Origin of the sequence: Streptomyces sp. B5E4, assembly GCF_039871555.1 — a bacterium.
In the GTDB taxonomy this organism is placed as follows: domain Bacteria; phylum Actinomycetota; class Actinomycetes; order Streptomycetales; family Streptomycetaceae; genus Streptomyces.
In genome coordinates, this window is sequence record NZ_JBDPMI010000020.1 from 62,037 (window position 1) to 77,539 (window position 15,503).

Here is a 15,503-nt window from a genome sequence, read left to right on the forward strand (position 1 = left end):
AACCCCGATGGACGGTCTCTCTTAACGAGAGTCCGCTTCCGATCATGAACGCGTGTCAGACTCTGGGGCCATCGAGCCCCGTCGTTTGAGGGGGTCGACCCATGGGGCGCGGCCGGGCCAAGGCCAAGCAGACGAAGGTCGCCCGCCAGCTGAAGTACAGCAGCGGTGGGACTGACCTCTCACGCCTTGCTGAAGAGCTGGGCGCATCGACGACGAAGCCGCCGTCGAACGGTCAACAGCAGCAGCAACAGCAGCAGCAAGTCGAGGAAGAGTCGCCCGACGACGACCTGTACGCACGCTACGCGGAGCTGTACGAGGACGAGGACGACGAGGACGGCGAGGACTCGGCCGGCTCGTCGGAGCAGCGTCGCGGGGCCTGAATCGCAGACAGCAAATCGGAGCTCGGCTCGGGGACACCCCCGGACGGGCCCTTTTTGCTGCCGTGAATCGGCGGCGGCGGACCGCACCCCCGGGGCGTGGGGAGCCGTGGGCGCACCCCTCGCACGCGACGGGGACGCCGCGTGCGCCGTACGCCATGGACGCGTCGTACGCGCCGCCGGCGGCGGCCTCAGCGGGCATAGCCCCCCGTAAGCTCGACACCACCCGCCCCCGTCTCCTCCTGCCCGCGCACCTCACCGGCGACCCAGGCGTCGACCCCCCGGTCCGCGAGCAGCGCCAGCGTGACGTCCACCGATGCCTGCGGCACCACGGCGACCATGCCGACGCCCATGTTCAGCGTCCGCTCCAGCTCCGCCCGCTCGACCCGGCCCACCTCTCCGACCACGTCGAAGACGGCGCCCGGCGCCCACGTCCCGCGGTCGATGACGACCCGCAGCCCGTCCGGCACGACCCGGGCCAGGTTGCTGGCCAGGCCGCCGCCCGTGACGTGCGAGAACGCGTGCACCTCGGTGGCGCGCAGCAGCGCGAGGCAGTCCAGCGAGTAGATCTTCGTCGGCTCCAGCAGCTCCTCGCCGAGCGTGCGGCCGAACTCCGGCACCTGCCGGTCCAGCGTCCAGCCGGCGCGGTCCAGCAGGACGTGGCGTACCAGCGAGTACCCGTTGGAGTGAAGGCCCGAGGAGGCCATCGCGACGACCGCGTCACCCGTACGGATGCGATCGGCACCCAGCACCGCGTCCGCCTCGACCACGCCGGTGCCGGCGCCGGCCACGTCGTACTCGTCGGGGCCCAGCAGCCCGGGGTGCTCCGCCGTCTCGCCGCCGACCAGCGCGCAGCCGGCCAGCACACAGCCCTCGGCGATGCCCTTGACGATGGCCGCGACCCGTTCCGGGACGACCTTGCCGACGCAGATGTAGTCCGTCATGAACAGCGGCTCGGCGCCCGTGACCACCAGGTCGTCGACGACCATGGCGACCAGGTCGTGCCCGATCGTGTCGTGGACGTCCATGCGCTGCGCGACCGCGACCTTCGTGCCCACGCCGTCGGTCGCGGAGGCGAGCAGGGGACGCTCGTAGCGCTTGAGCACGGAGGCGTCGAAGAGGCCGGCGAAGCCGCCGAGCGCGCCGACCGACTCCGGCCGGCGGGTCTTCTTCACCCATTCCTTCATCAGCTCGACGGCGCGGTCACCGGCCTCGATGTCGACGCCCGCCGCCGCATAGGAGCCGGCGGCGGGGGCCGCGGGGGCGGGGGGCTGGCTGGCACCAGACATGGCGTTGGGGTCCTCCGGGTCGTTCACCTGGGGTCGGGTGGGGCCTGGGCGCCGGCGCTACGGGCGGCGCAGGGCGTCGGCGGCGTCGCGCCCGCCGGCGACCTCGGTCTCCAGCAGGTGCTTGCCCAGCAGCTCCGGGTCGGGCAGCTCCATCGGGTACTCGCCGTCGAAGCAGGCGCGGCAGAGGTTGTTCTTGGGAATGCCGGTGGCCTCGATCATCCGGTCGGTGGAGATGTACGCGAGCGAGTCCGCGCCCAGCGACTGCCCGATCTCCTCGACCGACAGGCCGTTGGCGATCAGCTCGGCGCGGGTGGCGAAGTCGATGCCGAAGAAGCACGGCCACTTGATCGGGGGCGACGAGATGCGCACGTGCACCTCGGCGGCGCCGGCCTCGCGGAGCATCCGTACCAGCGCGCGCTGCGTGTTGCCGCGGACGATGGAGTCGTCCACGACGACGAGGCGCTTGCCGGCGATGACCTCCTTGAGCGGGTTCAGCTTCAACCGGATGCCGAGCTGGCGGATGGTCTGGGAGGGCTGGATGAAGGTCCGGCCCACGTAGCTGTTCTTAACCAGCCCGGCCCCGTACGGAATGCCGCTGGCCTCCGCGTACCCGATGGCGGCGGGGGTGCCGGACTCGGGCGTGGGTATCACCAGGTCGGCGTCGGCGGGTGCCTCGGCGGCGAGCTGGCGGCCCATCTCGACGCGGGCGAGGTAGACGTTCCGGCCGGCGATCTCGGTGTCGGGCCGGGCCAGGTACACGTACTCGAAGACACAACCCTTGGGCTTTGCCTCGGCAAATCGGCTGGAGCGCAGCCCGTTCTCGTCGATCGCGATCAGCTCGCCCGGCTCCACCTCGCGGATGAAGCTGGCCCCGACGATGTCGAGCCCGGCGCTCTCCGACGCCACCACCCAGCCGCGGTCCAGGCGGCCGAGCACGAGCGGGCGGATGCCCTGGGGGTCGCGGGCGGCGTAGAGCGTCTGCTCGTCCATGAAGACGAGGCTGAACGCACCCTTGGCCCGCGGCAGCACCAGCGGCGCGGCCTCCTCCACGGTCAGCGGCTTGCCGTCGTCGTCGACCTGGCCGGCGAGCAGCGCGGTCACGAGGTCGGTGTCGTTGGTCGCCGCCGCCCTGCCGCTGCGCGATCCGCCGTCCGGGGGCAGCGCGGCGACCATCTCGGACAGCTCGGCGGTGTTCACGAGATTGCCGTTGTGGCCGAGCGCGAGCGACCCGTGGGGGGTGGCCCGGAAGGTGGGCTGCGCGTTCTCCCACACGGAGGCACCGGTGGTCGAGTAGCGCGCGTGACCCACGGCGATGTGGCCCTGGAGGGAGCCGAGGGATGTCTCGTCGAAGACCTGCGAGACCAGGCCCATGTCCTTGAAGACGAGGATCTGTGAACCGTTGCTCACCGCGATACCCGCGGACTCCTGTCCCCGGTGCTGCAGCGCATATAGTCCGAAGTAGGTGAGCTTGGCGACCTCCTCACCCGGGGCCCAGACGCCGAAGACGCCGCAGGCGTCCTGGGGGCCCTTCTCACCGGGAAGCAGGTCGTGGCTGAGTCGTCCGTCACCACGTGGCACGTATTCGAGTCTAAGGCAGATCCGCCCCACCCCCCGAACGGTGCAGACGTGGCGGGAATCACGTCCCGGCCTCCCGGCCGGGGCGGCGAGCGGGACAACCCGGTGCGGCTGCGTGCGCCGGCCGCTACTGTCGGCCGATGACGGAGCTGCACGAGGAGGGTGTGTGCCGCAGACGGGAGCCGCCGAGCGTGCGGTGCACGAGATCCGGGTTCATACGAGCGCGGGCGTCGAGGAGACGCCGGCCCTCCAGGAGCCGGTCGAGCGCCTGCTGTGCCCGGACCCCGATCACGCGCCTCCGTGCGAGATTCCCTGGAGCCTCACGTGGGACGACACGCCTGGGGCCCTGATCACAGGCGTGTACGCAACCCACGAGCAGGCCACGCAGGTGACGGAGCGGGTACGCGCCCTGGTGGGCGAGCGACGGCCCGTCTCGCTGCGGGAAGGCGACGCCGGGCGGTTCGGGGAACTCGTCGAGCAGTACCGGATCGAGACCGGACCGCGCCCGACCTGAGCCGCAGGCGGACCACGCTGCCGGAGGAAGGGGCGCTCGCCGTGCATGCCGTCATCGTCTGGTGGGACCTGGCCGACTCCGGCCAGACCATCGAGTCCCTGCGCCACTACCTGCGCGAGGAGTCCGTCTCCGCCTTCGCGGACGTACCCGGACTTCGCTTCAAGATGTGGCTCTCCGACCCTGATGCCGACCGGTGGGGGGCGGTGCTGCTGTGGGAGTCGGAGGAGGCGTCCCGGCAGCAGTTGCCGAGCCGCGCGGTCGAACTGATCGGCTACCAGCCTAGGGTTGCGCACACGTGTGACGTGGAGGCCACCGTCGAAGGCCGCTTCGAGATCGAGCAACTCGCGCGCCGCGGCCTGGCCTTCCCCGAGGGCGGTCACCACTCACGGCAATGACGGTGTGCCGGCGTGCGCTACCCGAGCACCTTGGCGTACCAGTGGTCCGCCTTGCCGTGGCCCTCGTATGGCGCCGTCTCCTCGTACCCGTACCGTACGTACAAGGCGCGCGCCTCGGTGAGCTGGGAGTTGGTCTCACACACGATCCGGACGGCGCCCAGCCTCCTGGCCGCCTCCTCGACGGCGAACAGCAGGCTCCGGCCCAACCCCGCTCCCCTCCCGGCGGGATGCACGTACATCCGCTTCAGCTCCGCCGTCTTCGGACTGCCGCCGAGCAGCCTGACGCCCGCGCAGCCCAGAAACTCGCCTCCGCCGGACCGTGCGACAAGGAACTCACCGTCGGGTGGCCCGAGGTCTCGATGCGGATCCTTCGCCAGGACGGTTCGCAGCTCGGCCTCGGTCGCCGGGCGTCCCAGCACCCGCCGCCCCATCTCCGTGAAGTACTGCCGCATCACCGGGTCCACGGCCGTGTCCGTGACGGGCTCGGGTCGGATCGTCCACGCAGCCATGCGGGCCATGCTTCCGGACTCACCGCAAGACGTCGACCGCTCCCGGCTACGCCGTCATCCCTTCATACGCCTCGCGCAAGTCGGCCGCTCCCGGCAGCTTTCGCGATTCCGCCGCGTTCACGACCTCCAGTGCCCGCCAGTGGTTCGAGGGCACGATCCGCATACGGCTGCGCACCTCGGTCACGCAGAAGGAGCCGCTTTGATCGACGCTCCAACCGCACCACCGTTGCCGCAGGTCAACGCGCCGCGGTTCAGTTCGTGGCGTTGGTCGCGGGACTCGCCCCGGGCAGGGCCGTTTCGCTGCGGAGTGCCTGCAAGGTGTCGAGTTCGCGGTCGATGTCACGGCGTTTGGCCCGCAGACGCTCGACTTCCTGGGCCAGAAGCTGCTCCATGACGCCCGTACGCTCCTCGGGCGGGGCTTCCAGGCACGGGAGCAGTTCGTTGATGGTGGCGCTGGTGAGGCCGGCGGCGAAGAGGTGCTGGATGAGGACGACGCGCTCGACCATGGAGCCGTCGAAGTCGCGCCACCCGCCGGGGGTGCGGCGGGAGCGGATGAGTCCCTGCTCCTCGTAGTACCGCAGGGACCGGGTGCTGACCCCGCTCTCGTTTCCCAGCTCACCGATGCGCATGGGGTCCAGTCTTGCACGTGACACCGGTGTGAAGGTTCACGATCCAGGCGCCCGCACTTCCTGGACGAAGGACACCCGCCATGCACTGGCTCTTCCTCGGACTCGCCGTCGTCTTCGAGATCTCCGTGGCCCTGTCCGCCGGCAAGGCCCGGGGCTTCACCCACCCCGGCTGGACGACCGCCACGCTCGTCAGCGGCGGCATCGCCACCTACCTCCTCAGCCTGGCGCTGCGTACCTTCGACGTCGGCGTCGGCTACGCGATCTGGACCTCCGTCGCCGGCGTCGGGATCGTCGTCCTCGGCGTCTCCCTCTTCGGACAGCGTCTCGACTGGCGCAAGCTCCTCGGCATCGCCGCGGTCATCGTCGGCGTCGTCGGCCTCCAGCTCAGCGGTGCGGCGTGACCTCCCCGCCCGCCGGCCCCCGTAGCACCCACCGGAAAGGAACCGATGTGTCCAGCCGTACCGCCCCCCGGAGCGACCGCGCGCGAGCCTGGTTCGTCCTCCTTCTCGCCGGGGTCTTCGAGATCGGGTACGCCCTCGCCGTCGGAGGCAGCGACGGATTCACCGTGCTCTCCTGGTCGCTCGTCGCGGTCGTCTTCTTCCTGCTGACGCTCTACGCCCTGAGCGTCGCCCTGCGCGCCATCGACGTGGGCATCGGCTACGCCGTGTGGGCCGGCATCGGCGCCGTGGGCGCCGCGCTGCTCAGCCCGGTGTTCTTCGACGAGGCCCTCACCCCCGCGAAGGCCCTCTGGCTCACGGTGATCATCGCGGGCGTCGTCTGGCTCAAGCTCTCCGACCGCCCGGACCGGACCGAGCGGACCGAGCGCGCCGGGCAGACCGAGCGGGCCCAGCAGGCCGTCCACCCGTGACGATCGTGCAGTCGGCGGCCGGTCACCCGCCCCGGTTCACGTCGACCGGCCGCCGAACTGCCAGTGGTGCACCTCGACGTCCGCGTACGCGCCCGCCGTGAGCACCGCCCGCGCCGTGTCCGCGTCCGGGGCCCGTACCAGCGCCGCCGTGCCCAGCCAGGTGGCCCCGTCGTCGGAGAGCAGGGGGCCGTACGCGATCAGCTCGTCTTTCTGCGGCGGCAGGGCCAGGTCGACGGCCGGGCCTTCGCCGAGGCCCAGGACGAGGTAGCGGTTGCCGTCGTCGGGGCCGCCGGGGAAGTCCCACATCGTGCGGCCCAGCGTGTTGCGCCAGCGGCGCAGCAGCACGTCGCGGTACGCGCCCGCCTGGTAGCCGGGTTCGTCGAAGGCGAACGCGCGTGCGGTGGCGGCGTCCGGCAGGTCGAGGACGTGCACGCTGCCGGTGGGTACCTCGCCGTCGTCGGCCATGGTCGGGCCGCGGGCGATCATCTCGGCCGCGTACCCGTCCATGTAGGACCAGTGCGCTTCGAGCAGTTCGTAGCGGAGCGCCATGGATCCGGGCCGGTCACGGTGGTAACAGAAGAACTCCATGGCCTTATTCTCACCTCGCGACCCGTCGGAACGGCGGGCCGGGGGTCAGGCGGGCGGCGGGCCCAGCGTCCCGATCGCCAGATCGATCGCGGTGGCCAGGCGTACGGGGTCGTGGCCGGCCCGTTCCCGTACCCGCAGGCCGAGGACCGTGCCGCGCGCCACCGCGGTCGTCTTCGGCGGCGTCGGCGCCGCCAACGTCTTCGGCGTCCCGCTCGGCACCCTCCTCGGCGAACTCACCGGCTGGCGCGTCGCCTTCGCCTCCATGAGCGCCCTGGCGCTCGTCGTGCTCGTCGTACTGCTCGCCGTGCTGCCGCCGCTGGCCGCCTCGCAGGCCATCCGGCCGCGGCTCCTGGCCGAGCGGCTCCGCAACCCGGGGGGACGCGTCGGCATCGTCGCCACGGCCCTCGTCGTCTTCGGGCACTTCTCGGCGTACACGTACGTGAGCCCGGCCCTCCAGCGGCTGTCGGGCATCGACCAGCGCCACGTCGCGCCGCTGCTGTTCGGCTTCGGCATCGCGGGCATGATCGGCAACTTCGCAGCCGGCGCGACGCTCGCGCGCAGCGTGCACCGCAGCGTGCTGGTCATCACCGTGTCCCTCGCCGCCGCGATGCCGCTCTTCCTGCTGCTGGGCCGGACGACGGCCGGCGGTGCCGTCCTGCTGACCGCCTGGGGTCTCGCCTACGGGGGCGTCTCGGTCGGGCTGCAAACGTGGATGATCAAGGCCGCTCCCCGGGCGGTGGAGGCGGCCTCCGCGCTGTGGGTGGCGGTGTTCAACCTGTCGATCGGCCTCGGCGCGCTGGCCGGCGGCGTCATGGTCGACGCCCTCTCCCTCCGGGGCGTGCTGTGGCTCGGCGGCGCCTGCGCCCTGGCCGCCGCACTGGCGGTCTGGAGCAGCCGCGCCGACGAGAACCTGCTGAACCCCCGCGGCCCCGTGGGTCACGTCAGGCGAGCACCGGGAGCACGTCCGTCAGGTCCGCCCGCTCGCCGCTCGCCGCCACCGACCCCTCCTCCCGCGCCGCCGCCCACTCCGTACGCCCCGTCGCCAGCCGGATCCAGGTCAGGGGGTCGGTCTCCACCACGTTCGGCGGCGTGCCCCGGGTGTGGCGCGGGCCCTCGATGCACTGGATCGCCGCGTACGGCGGGATGCGTACCTCCACCGCCGCGCCCGGGGACTTCGCCGCCAGCGCGTCCGCCAGGACACGGACCGCGGCGGCGACCGCGCCGCGGTCCAGGGGGACGTCGGTACCGGTGGCGCGGGTCAGGTCGTCGCTGTGCACGACGAGTTCGACGAGGCGGGTGACGGTCGCATCGAGCGCGGACATCGGGCCGAAGCGGTGCGGCAGCAGCCGGTCGGTGCGTACGGCCTCCGACGCGACCGCCGCAAGCCGCTCCGCCGCCGCGTCCAGCGCTGCGGCGAGATCCGCCGGCCCCTCCCCGTACGCGGCGGAGATGCGCTCCGCTTTCCGTACGACGCCGGCCGCCAGGTCGTCCGCGACACCCGCCGTCGACACCGCCCACCGCGGCAGGTCGACCGTCGCCCGCGCCGCCGCCGGAGGCGGCTCGGCGAGCAGCCGCGGCACCGTCTCGATCTCGTCGACGACATGCGCCAGCAGCAGCCGCACGTCCCAGCCCGGCAGCCCCGACGGCAGCGCGAGCCGGCGCTCGTCCAGCGCGTGCGCCGCGGCGCTCAGCGCGCGCACCTGCGCCGTGAGCGCCGTCCAGGTCTTCTGCGGGTCGTACGTACGCGCCCTGCGGGCGCCGCTGTGCTTGGCCGTCGGCATGACAGGAGCGTACGACCCATGTGTGACAAGGCGGACGTGTGCCACCATGCGCGCATGCCTATCGCCGACCGCTACCTCGCAGAAGACGAGTCGCTGGTGTACGTGACCCGCCAGCACTGGACCACGCTGGTCAACGAGTTCCTCGCGCTCTGTGTGATCGCAGTGGCCGCCGGGGTGCTCGTGTGGTGGCTGCCGACGGACGAGGACTGGGGGAAGTACACGAGCTTCGGGGTGCTGGCGGTGGCGGCGATCTTCGCCTGCTCCTTCTGGCTCGTCCCGCTGCTGCAGTGGCGCAGCACGATGTACATCCTGACCACCAAGCGCCTGCACAAGCGGAGCGGCTTCCTGTCCAAGTCCGGCCGCAGCATCCCCCTGTCGCGCGTCAACGACGTGTCGTTCCGCGCCAACCTGTGGGAACGGATCATGCGCTACGGGACCCTCAACGTGCAGTCCGCCTCCGAGCAGGGCGTGATGACGCTGCGGCACGTACCCGACCCGGAGGGGCTGAAGGCCGAGATCTACCGCGCCGTGGACGCCCTCGGGGGCGGGTCGGAGCCTGTGCGCTGACCCGCCCCCGTGGCGAAACGGCCCGGACTCAGGCGAACAGCGCCGGGATCGTCCGCTCGTACGTCTCCCGCAGCTCCGCCAGCGGCAGCGTGAACTGACCCTGCAGCTCCACCGCGTCCCCGTCGACCACGCCGATCCGGGCCGCCGGCAGCCCGCGGGCGCCGCACATGTCCGTGAACCGCATCTCCTCGCTGCGGGGCACCGCCACCACCGCGCGGCCCTGCGACTCCGAGAACAGGAACACCGCGGGATCCAGCCCCTCCGGCACCACCAGCCGCGCGCCGTGGCCGCCCTTCAGGCAGGACTCGACCACCGCCTGGACCAGCCCGCCGTCCGACACGTCGTGCGCCGCGTCGATCATGCCGTCGCGCGACGCGGAGATCAGGATCTCGGCGAGCAGCCGCTCCCGTTCCAGGTCGACCGCCGGCGGCAGCCCGCCGAGGTGGTCGTGAACCACCTGCGACCAGGCCGAGCCGCCCAGCTCCTCCTTCGTCTCGCCGAGGAGGTAGAGCAGTTGGCCCTCCTTCGCGAACGCCATCGGGGTGCGCCGCGCCACGTCGTCGATCACGCCGAGCACGCCGACGACCGGCGTCGGGTGGATCGGCTGGTCGCCGGTCTGGTTGTAGAGGGAGACGTTGCCGCCGGTGACCGGGGTGCCCAGGGTGCGGCAGGCGTCGGCCAGGCCGCGGCACGCCTCGGCGAACTGCCACATGCCCGCCGGGTCCTCCGGCGAGGGGAAGTTGAGGCAGTCGGTGACCGCGAGCGGGCGGGCGCCGGTGGCGGCGACGTTGCGGTACGACTCGGCCAGCGCCAGTTGCGCGCCCGCGTACGGGTCGAGCTTGGCGTACCGGCCGTTGCCGTCGGTGGCCAGCGCGACGCCGAGGCCCGTCTCCTCGTCGATCCGGATCATGCCGGAGTCCTCGGGCTGTGCCAGGACGGTGTTGCCGAGGACGAAGCGGTCGTACTGCGAGGTGATCCACGACTTGTCCGCCTGGTTCGGCGAGCCGACGAGCCGCAGCACCTGCGCGCGCAGCCCGGCACCGTCCACGGGGCGCGGGAGCTTCGCCGCGTCGTCGGCCTGGAGGGCGTCGAGCCAGCCGGGGCGGGCCATCGGCCGCTCGTAGACCGGGCCGTCGTGGGCGACGGTGCGCGGCGGTACGTCGACGATCTGCTCGCCGTGCCAGTAGATCTCCAGCCGGTCGCCGTCGGTGACCTCGCCGATGACGGTGGCGGTGACGTCCCACTTCTCGCAGATGGCGAGGAAGCGGTCGACCTTCGCGGGCTCGACCACCGCGCACATCCGCTCCTGCGACTCGCTCATGAGGATCTCCTCGGGCGAGAGCGTCGCGTCGCGCAGCGGTACGACGTCGAGTTCGACGCGCATGCCGCCGGTGCCGTTGGAGGCCAGCTCGGACGTGGCGCAGGACAGCCCGGCCGCGCCGAGGTCCTGGATGCCGACGACGAGGTCCTCGTGGAACGCCTCCAGGGTGCACTCGATGAGCAGCTTCTCCTGGAAGGGGTCGCCGACCTGCACGCTGGGGCGCTTCGAGGGCTTGGCATCGTCGAAGGTCTCGGAGGCCAGGATGGAGGCGCCGCCGATGCCGTCGCCGCCGGTGCGGGCGCCGTAGAGGATCACCTTGTTGCCGACGCCCGCGGCCTTGGCGAGGTGGATGTCCTCGTGCCGCATGACGCCCACGCAGAGGGCGTTGACCAGCGGGTTTCCCTGGTAGCAGGAGTCGAAGACGACCTCGCCGCCGATGTTGGGCAGGCCGAGGCAGTTGCCGTAGCCGCCGATGCCGGCGACGACGCCGGGCAGCACGCGCTTGGTGTCGGGGTGGTCGGCGGCGCCGAAGCGCAGCGGGTCCATCACGGCGACGGGGCGGGCGCCCATGGCGATGATGTCGCGCACGATGCCGCCGATGCCGGTGGCGGCGCCCTGGTAGGGCTCCACGTACGAGGGGTGGTTGTGCGACTCGACCTTGAACGTGACGGCATAGCCCTGGCCGACGTCCACGACGCCCGCCTGCTCGCCGATGCCGACGAGGAGGGCGTCGGAGGGCGGGGCCTTGTCGCCGAACTGCTTGAGGTGCACCTTGCTCGATTTGTATGAGCAGTGTTCGGACCACATCACGGAGTACATGGCCAGTTCGGCGCCCGTCGGGCGGCGGCCGAGAATCTCGCGGATCTGCTCGTACTCGTTCTGCTTCAGGCCGAGTTCGGCCCAGGGCTGCTCGGTGCCGGGGCTGCCGGAGGCGTGCTTGACGGTGTCCAGGGTCACGCTCGCTCGCTCCTTCGCGCGTGGGGGTCCAGACGGTCGTGGCTCAGGGCGCGAACTCGCTCCCTCTCCGCTCCGGTATCCAGCGGGGTGCGCGTCATGCGTGGACCAGCCTCTTGAGGATCGAGGTGAAGAAGCCGAGGCCGTCGGTGCGGCCGGTGCCGACGAGGGCTTCGACGGCGTGCTCGGGGTGGGGCATGAGGCCGACGACGTTGCCCGCCTCGTTGGCGATGCCGGCGATGTCGCGCAGCGAGCCGTTGGGGTTGCCGTCCAGATAGCGGAAGACGACGCGGCCGGTGGCCTCCAGCTCGTCGAGCGTACGTTCGTCGGCGGTGTAGCGGCCGTCGATGTTCTTCAACGGAATGTGGATGTCCTGGCCCGCGGCGTAGTCGGCGGTCCAGGCGGTGCCGGCGTTCTCCACCCGCAGCTTCTGGTCACGGCAGATGAAGTGGAGGTGGTTGTTGCGCAACATCGCGCCGGGCAGCAGATGAGTTTCCGTCAGCACCTGGAAGCCGTTGCAGATGCCGAGGACCGGCATACCGGACCTGGCCTGCTCGATGACCGTATCCATCACAGGCGCAAAGCGCGAAATGGCGCCCGCCCGCAGATAGTCGCCGTAACTGAAACCGCCGGGGAGCACGACCGCGTCGACCTGCCGCAGATCCTTGTCCCGGTGCCAGAGCGGGACCGGCTCGGCGCCCGCCAGCCGAACGGCCCGCAGCGCGTCGCGGTCGTCGAGAGATCCCGGAAAGGTGACGACGCCGATACGAGCGGTCACTTCGCCTCTCCCCCGTGCGCGACTTCCTCGACACGTACGGTGAAGTCCTCGATCACGGTGTTCGCAAGGAAGGTCTCGGCCATCGTGTTGATCTGCGCGAGGGCGGCGTCGTCGACCGGTCCCTCCACTTCGAGCTCGAAGCGCTTGCCCTGGCGGACATCCGCGATCCCGGCGAAGCCGAGGCGCGGCAGCGCGCGCTGCACCGCCTGCCCCTGCGGGTCGAGGATCTCCGGCTTGAGCATGACGTCGACTACGACGCGGGCCACTGGCTACTCCCGGTAAGGGTTGTGAAGAAGCGGTGACGACAGCGTACCTTGCGGACAAATCTACCCGGGTAGATATGGGTCGGGCCGGTTACGGTTCCGCATCGCCCGTGATATCCACTTGGGTAAAGGGCCCGATAAAAGTAGGGTCCGCATTGCGACGTGACACGCGGGCCCAATTGCTCGACTTCCGCAACAGAATCCGTCGCGATACAAAGGGTAAAGCACTGATCAAATGAGCCGGCGCTCCCGCAGCCCCGGTCTACCGCGCAGGTCGCGGCGGGCGAGGAAAGCGGCAGGCGCGACCGACGGAAGGACCGGTTTCGTGGCGCAGCGCGTAGTGGTCAGCCTCTTCGACGACATCGACGGCGGAGAAGCGACCGAGACGGTCAACTTCGGACTCGACGGGAAGTCTTACGAGATCGATCTCAATGCCTCGAACGCCAAGAAACTGCGCAGCACGCTGGCGCCCTTCCTGCGGGCCGGGCGGAAGCAGGCCGCGTCGGGGCGGGCCTTCGTCCGCACGGACATCGCACCCAACCCCGCCACCGTACGCGCCTGGGCCGGGTCGCAGGGCATGGAGGTGCCGGCCAGGGGCCGTATCCCGAAGAAGGTCTACGAGGCGTTCGAAGCCGCCCACTGACGCCGCCGCCTCCGCCGGCCTTCTTTCCAGCCGTTCCTCCGGTCGTCTCCCCCGGTCGCCCTATCCGGCGCCCGACGGTCCCGGTGTCCGGACGGCCGGATCCCTCATCCGGCCCTCCGCCGGGCCGTCTTGGCACCGTTGACCGGCCCGGCTTGCCATCCGCCCCCCGGGATCCGATAGAGTCTGGACACGCGCCAAGGGGAGACCCCCCGAGGCCACGCGGGTGTAGCTCAGTAGTAGAGCGCCCTCTTTCCAAGAGGGAGGCGCAGTGTGCGATTCCTGTCACCCGCTCCGCCACAGAAGCCCTGTTAATCGTGGGGTAGAGTGGAGCACGCGCCGGACGGTGAGAGCTGTTCGGATGCACGCGGACGTGGCTCAGTTGGTAGAGCATCACCTTGCCAAGGTGAGGGTCGCGAGTTCGAATCTCGTCGTCCGCTCAGTGAGGGCCCCGGCTTCGGCCGGGGCTCTTTTCGTGTTCCCGGAAGTCCTCCGGGATCCCGGCACCATGACATCTGTCATCGCGTCCGATGACAGCGTGCACTGCACCGGCACCCGCGGCGGCGGAAGTCTGAAGACATGGTCCATGCACAGGAGAACGTGATCAGCGCAGCGGGGCTGCGGCGCGCGTACGGAGACTTCGAGGCGGTACGCGGCGTCGACTTCGCCGTCCGCCAGGGCGAGTTGTTCGCCCTGCTGGGTACGAACGGCGCCGGCAAGACCTCCACCGTGGAACTGCTGGAGGGCCTGGCGGAGCCCAGCGGAGGAGAGGTACGGGTGCTGGGGCGTGACCCGTACCGCGAGCGCGGGCGGGTGCGCCCGTACACCGGCGTAATGCTCCAGGAGGGCGGGATGCCCTCGCAGCTCACGGTCGCCGAGACGGTACGGATGTGGGCCGGCTGCACGGCGCGGCCGCGGCCCACCGCGGAGGCGCTGGAGCTGGTCGGGCTCGCCGACCGCCGGGACGTCCGGGTGGCACAGCTCTCCGGCGGCGAGCGGCGCCGGCTCGACCTGGCGCTCGCGCTGCTCGGCCGGCCGGAGGTGCTCTTCCTCGACGAGCCGACCACCGGGCTCGACGCCGAGGGGCGGCACGCGACGTGGGAGCTGGTGCGCGAACTGCGCGCCGGCGGCACGACGGTGCTGCTCACCACGCACTACCTGGAGGAGGCCGAGGAGCTGGCGGACCGGCTGGCGATCATGGCCGGCGGCCGGATCGCGGCGGCCGGCACCGTCGAGGAGATCGTCGGCGCGCACCCGGCGACCGTCTCGTTCCGGCTGCCCGTCGGCTGGCTGCCGGGCGACCTGCCGCCGCTACCGGCGCTGGGCGTGACGGGGCACGAGCTGGCGGGCACGGCCGTACGGCTGCGTACCGGCGCGCTGCAGCGGACGCTGACGGGGCTGCTGCTGTGGGCCCAGGACAACGGCGTCGAGCTGGCCGGTCTGGACGCCCGGTCGGCATCGCTGGAAGAGGCGTTCCTGAAGATCGCGGGCGCCGCCGTGGACGACCGGCGGCCCGGCAAGAGCGCCCCGGCCGCGCAGCACGGCGCCGGCGCGGCCCGTACCGACGAGAGGAACGCCCGATGACCGCCACCACCGTCGCCACCCCGCCGGCGCACCTCGACGACCGCGCCGCCGACGTCCCCGGCCCGCTCGCCCGGCTGGCCGCGATCGGCCGCGCCGAGCTGACGCTGCTGTGGCGCAGCAAGCTGGTGCTCTTCGGCGCCCTGGTCACCCCGGCGGGCTTCGCGTTCGCCACCCGGTCCGCCGTCGAGGAGCTGGACCTGTCCGACACCGGCCTCACCGCGGCCACCGTCGTGCTGCCGAGCGCCGTCGTCTTCGCGCTGATCTTCGTCGTCTACGCGAACCTCGTCATCGTCTACGTCGCCCGCCGCGAGGAACTCGTCCTCAAGCGGCTGCGCACCGGCCTGCTCACCGACCGCGAACTGCTCGCCGGCGCGGCGCTGCCCGCCCTGTGCGTGGCGCTGGCGCAGTGCCTCGTGCTGGCCGTGGCCGTGAGCCTGGCGATGGACTCGCCTGCGCCTAAGGCGCCGCATCTGGCGGTGCTGGGGGTGCTGGCGGGGATGGCGATGCTGACGGTGCTGGCCGCGGCGACCGCGGCGGTGACGAAGTCGGCGGAGAGCGCGCAGCTCACGAGCATGCCGCTGCTGCTGGTGTCGATGTTCGGCTCGGGGCTGTTCGTGCCGTTCGAGGTGCTGCCGGACTCGCTCGCCGAGGTGGCGCAGCGGCTGCCGCTGTCGCCGGTGGTGGAGCTGGTGCGCGGCGGCTGGACGGGGGAGCCGGGCGGCGGCGCGGTCGTCGAGGCGCTCGCGGTGGCCGTGGCGTGGATCGCGGCGGGGGCGTGGGCGGTGCGGCGGTGGTTCCGGTGGGAGCCGCGCGCGTGAGGGGGGTGCGCGCTGCCGTGCGGCCACCGGAGAGCGGTGGGCGTACGGTACGG

General features: G+C 71.7%; 18 protein-coding genes, 2 tRNA genes and 1 pseudogene. 12 read left to right on the forward strand and 9 right to left on the reverse strand.

Annotation, left to right across the window (positions count from 1 at the left end; all coding sequences use genetic code 11):
- Positions 1-101 precede the first annotated feature (101 nt).
- Positions 102-380, forward strand: a complete 279-nt coding sequence (locus ABGA99_RS23745; protein WP_347574969.1) for a DUF3073 domain-containing protein — start codon at positions 102-104, stop codon at positions 378-380.
- A gap of 188 nt (positions 381-568) precedes the next feature.
- On the opposite strand, the gene purM is transcribed toward ABGA99_RS23745, so the two are convergent.
- On the reverse strand, positions 569-1,666 hold the full coding sequence (gene purM, locus ABGA99_RS23750) for a phosphoribosylformylglycinamidine cyclo-ligase (RefSeq protein WP_347574968.1): 1,098 nt from the start codon (positions 1,664-1,666) through the stop codon (positions 569-571).
- A 57-nt stretch (positions 1,667-1,723) separates the two neighbouring features.
- Entirely contained in the window at positions 1,724-3,244 is a 1,521-nt protein-coding gene (gene purF / locus ABGA99_RS23755) for an amidophosphoribosyltransferase (RefSeq protein WP_347574967.1), read from the reverse strand.
- Positions 3,245-3,407: 163 nt separating this feature from the next.
- Between purF and ABGA99_RS23760 the strand changes: the two genes are divergently transcribed.
- Both ABGA99_RS23760 and ABGA99_RS23765 read left to right on the forward strand, forming a co-directional pair.
- Positions 3,408-3,755, forward strand: a complete 348-nt coding sequence (locus ABGA99_RS23760; RefSeq protein ID WP_347574966.1) for a hypothetical protein — start codon at positions 3,408-3,410, stop codon at positions 3,753-3,755.
- A gap of 41 nt (positions 3,756-3,796) precedes the next feature.
- The gene (locus tag ABGA99_RS23765; protein ID WP_347583396.1) at positions 3,797-4,150 is read left to right on the forward strand and encodes a hypothetical protein; all 354 of its coding nucleotides are present in this window, start codon (positions 3,797-3,799) and stop codon (positions 4,148-4,150) included.
- A 17-nt stretch (positions 4,151-4,167) separates the two neighbouring features.
- Here ABGA99_RS23765 and ABGA99_RS23770 read toward each other — a convergent pair whose 3' ends face one another.
- Together ABGA99_RS23770 and ABGA99_RS23775 are read right to left on the reverse strand one after the other, a co-directional pair.
- Entirely contained in the window at positions 4,168-4,659 is a 492-nt protein-coding gene (locus ABGA99_RS23770; RefSeq protein WP_347583397.1) for a GNAT family N-acetyltransferase, read from the reverse strand.
- A gap of 251 nt (positions 4,660-4,910) precedes the next feature.
- Positions 4,911-5,288, reverse strand: coding sequence for a MerR family transcriptional regulator (locus tag ABGA99_RS23775; RefSeq protein WP_347575314.1), 378 nt, complete (start codon positions 5,286-5,288; stop codon positions 4,911-4,913).
- An 80-nt stretch (positions 5,289-5,368) separates the two neighbouring features.
- Between ABGA99_RS23775 and ABGA99_RS23780 the strand changes: the two genes are divergently transcribed.
- Positions 5,369-5,689 (forward strand): multidrug efflux SMR transporter, encoded by a 321-nt coding sequence (locus tag ABGA99_RS23780; protein ID WP_347574963.1) that lies wholly within the window; start codon positions 5,369-5,371, stop codon positions 5,687-5,689.
- 47 nt (positions 5,690-5,736) lie between these two features.
- Complete coding sequence (locus ABGA99_RS23785) at positions 5,737-6,156, forward strand: multidrug efflux SMR transporter (RefSeq protein WP_347574962.1); 420 nt, start codon at positions 5,737-5,739, stop codon at positions 6,154-6,156.
- A 36-nt stretch (positions 6,157-6,192) separates the two neighbouring features.
- Here ABGA99_RS23785 and ABGA99_RS23790 read toward each other — a convergent pair whose 3' ends face one another.
- Positions 6,193-6,744, reverse strand: a complete 552-nt coding sequence (locus ABGA99_RS23790; protein WP_347574961.1) for a YciI family protein — start codon at positions 6,742-6,744, stop codon at positions 6,193-6,195.
- On the opposite strand from ABGA99_RS23790, the pseudogene ABGA99_RS23795 reads away from it, so the two are divergent.
- A pseudogene (locus tag ABGA99_RS23795) lies at positions 6,743-7,417 on the forward strand (MFS transporter); the annotation flags it as partial. The gene ABGA99_RS23790 and the pseudogene ABGA99_RS23795 overlap by 2 nt on opposite strands.
- 268 nt (positions 7,418-7,685) lie before the next feature.
- Here ABGA99_RS23795 and ABGA99_RS23800 read toward each other — a convergent pair.
- On the reverse strand, positions 7,686-8,525 hold the full coding sequence (locus ABGA99_RS23800; RefSeq protein ID WP_347583398.1) for a sterol carrier family protein: 840 nt from the start codon (positions 8,523-8,525) through the stop codon (positions 7,686-7,688).
- A 54-nt stretch (positions 8,526-8,579) separates the two neighbouring features.
- On the opposite strand from ABGA99_RS23800, the gene ABGA99_RS23805 reads away from it, so the two are divergent.
- Positions 8,580-9,092 carry a PH domain-containing protein gene (locus ABGA99_RS23805; RefSeq protein WP_347574959.1) on the forward strand — a complete coding sequence of 171 codons (513 nt, stop codon included), beginning with the start codon at positions 8,580-8,582 and terminating at the stop codon, positions 9,090-9,092.
- Positions 9,093-9,120: 28 nt separating this feature from the next.
- Here ABGA99_RS23805 and purL read toward each other — a convergent pair whose 3' ends face one another.
- From purL to purS, 3 genes are all read right to left on the reverse strand, one after another.
- A complete protein-coding gene (purL, locus tag ABGA99_RS23810) occupies positions 9,121-11,370 on the reverse strand; it encodes a phosphoribosylformylglycinamidine synthase subunit PurL (protein ID WP_347583399.1) in 2,250 nt (749 codons plus the stop codon).
- Between the two features lie 94 nt (positions 11,371-11,464).
- Complete coding sequence (purQ, locus tag ABGA99_RS23815) at positions 11,465-12,145, reverse strand: phosphoribosylformylglycinamidine synthase subunit PurQ (RefSeq protein ID WP_347574957.1); 681 nt, start codon at positions 12,143-12,145, stop codon at positions 11,465-11,467.
- The gene (purS, locus tag ABGA99_RS23820; RefSeq protein WP_047017143.1) at positions 12,142-12,411 is read right to left on the reverse strand and encodes a phosphoribosylformylglycinamidine synthase subunit PurS; all 270 of its coding nucleotides are present in this window, start codon (positions 12,409-12,411) and stop codon (positions 12,142-12,144) included. Before purS ends, purQ begins: the two co-directional genes overlap by 4 nt.
- Before the next feature lie 322 nt (positions 12,412-12,733).
- On the opposite strand from purS, the gene ABGA99_RS23825 reads away from it, so the two are divergent.
- The 5 genes from ABGA99_RS23825 (at position 12,734) to ABGA99_RS23845 (ending at position 15,450) form a co-directional block, all read left to right on the forward strand.
- A complete protein-coding gene (locus tag ABGA99_RS23825) occupies positions 12,734-13,051 on the forward strand; it encodes an Lsr2 family protein (protein ID WP_347574956.1) in 318 nt (105 codons plus the stop codon).
- A 219-nt stretch (positions 13,052-13,270) separates the two neighbouring features.
- Positions 13,271-13,342, forward strand: a tRNA-Gly gene (locus tag ABGA99_RS23830).
- Positions 13,343-13,415: 73 nt separating this feature from the next.
- Positions 13,416-13,488: transfer RNA gene (locus ABGA99_RS23835), tRNA-Gly, on the forward strand.
- Between the two features lie 139 nt (positions 13,489-13,627).
- Positions 13,628-14,632, forward strand: a complete 1,005-nt coding sequence (locus ABGA99_RS23840) for an ABC transporter ATP-binding protein (protein ID WP_347574955.1) — start codon at positions 13,628-13,630, stop codon at positions 14,630-14,632.
- The gene (locus ABGA99_RS23845; RefSeq protein ID WP_347574954.1) at positions 14,629-15,450 is read left to right on the forward strand and encodes an ABC transporter permease; all 822 of its coding nucleotides are present in this window, start codon (positions 14,629-14,631) and stop codon (positions 15,448-15,450) included. The genes ABGA99_RS23840 and ABGA99_RS23845 overlap by 4 nt, the downstream gene beginning before the upstream one ends.
- Positions 15,451-15,503 lie beyond the last annotated feature (53 nt).

Coding starts and splice junctions, on each gene's coding strand:
- ABGA99_RS23745 (WP_347574969.1), top strand. CDS start 102: ATGGGGCGCGGCCGGGCCAAGGCCAAGCAGACGAAGGTCGCCCGCCAG.
- purM (WP_347574968.1), bottom strand. CDS start 1,666: ATGTCTGGTGCCAGCCAGCCCCCCGCCCCCGCGGCCCCCGCCGCCGGC.
- ABGA99_RS23770 (WP_347583397.1), bottom strand. CDS start 4,659: ATGGCTGCGTGGACGATCCGACCCGAGCCCGTCACGGACACGGCCGTG.
- ABGA99_RS23775 (WP_347575314.1), bottom strand. CDS start 5,288: ATGCGCATCGGTGAGCTGGGAAACGAGAGCGGGGTCAGCACCCGGTCC.
- ABGA99_RS23780 (WP_347574963.1), top strand. CDS start 5,369: ATGCACTGGCTCTTCCTCGGACTCGCCGTCGTCTTCGAGATCTCCGTG.
- ABGA99_RS23790 (WP_347574961.1), bottom strand. CDS start 6,744: ATGGAGTTCTTCTGTTACCACCGTGACCGGCCCGGATCCATGGCGCTC.
- ABGA99_RS23800 (WP_347583398.1), bottom strand. CDS start 8,525: ATGCCGACGGCCAAGCACAGCGGCGCCCGCAGGGCGCGTACGTACGAC.
- ABGA99_RS23805 (WP_347574959.1), top strand. CDS start 8,580: ATGCCTATCGCCGACCGCTACCTCGCAGAAGACGAGTCGCTGGTGTAC.
- ABGA99_RS23840 (WP_347574955.1), top strand. CDS start 13,628: ATGGTCCATGCACAGGAGAACGTGATCAGCGCAGCGGGGCTGCGGCGC.
- ABGA99_RS23845 (WP_347574954.1), top strand. CDS start 14,629: ATGACCGCCACCACCGTCGCCACCCCGCCGGCGCACCTCGACGACCGC.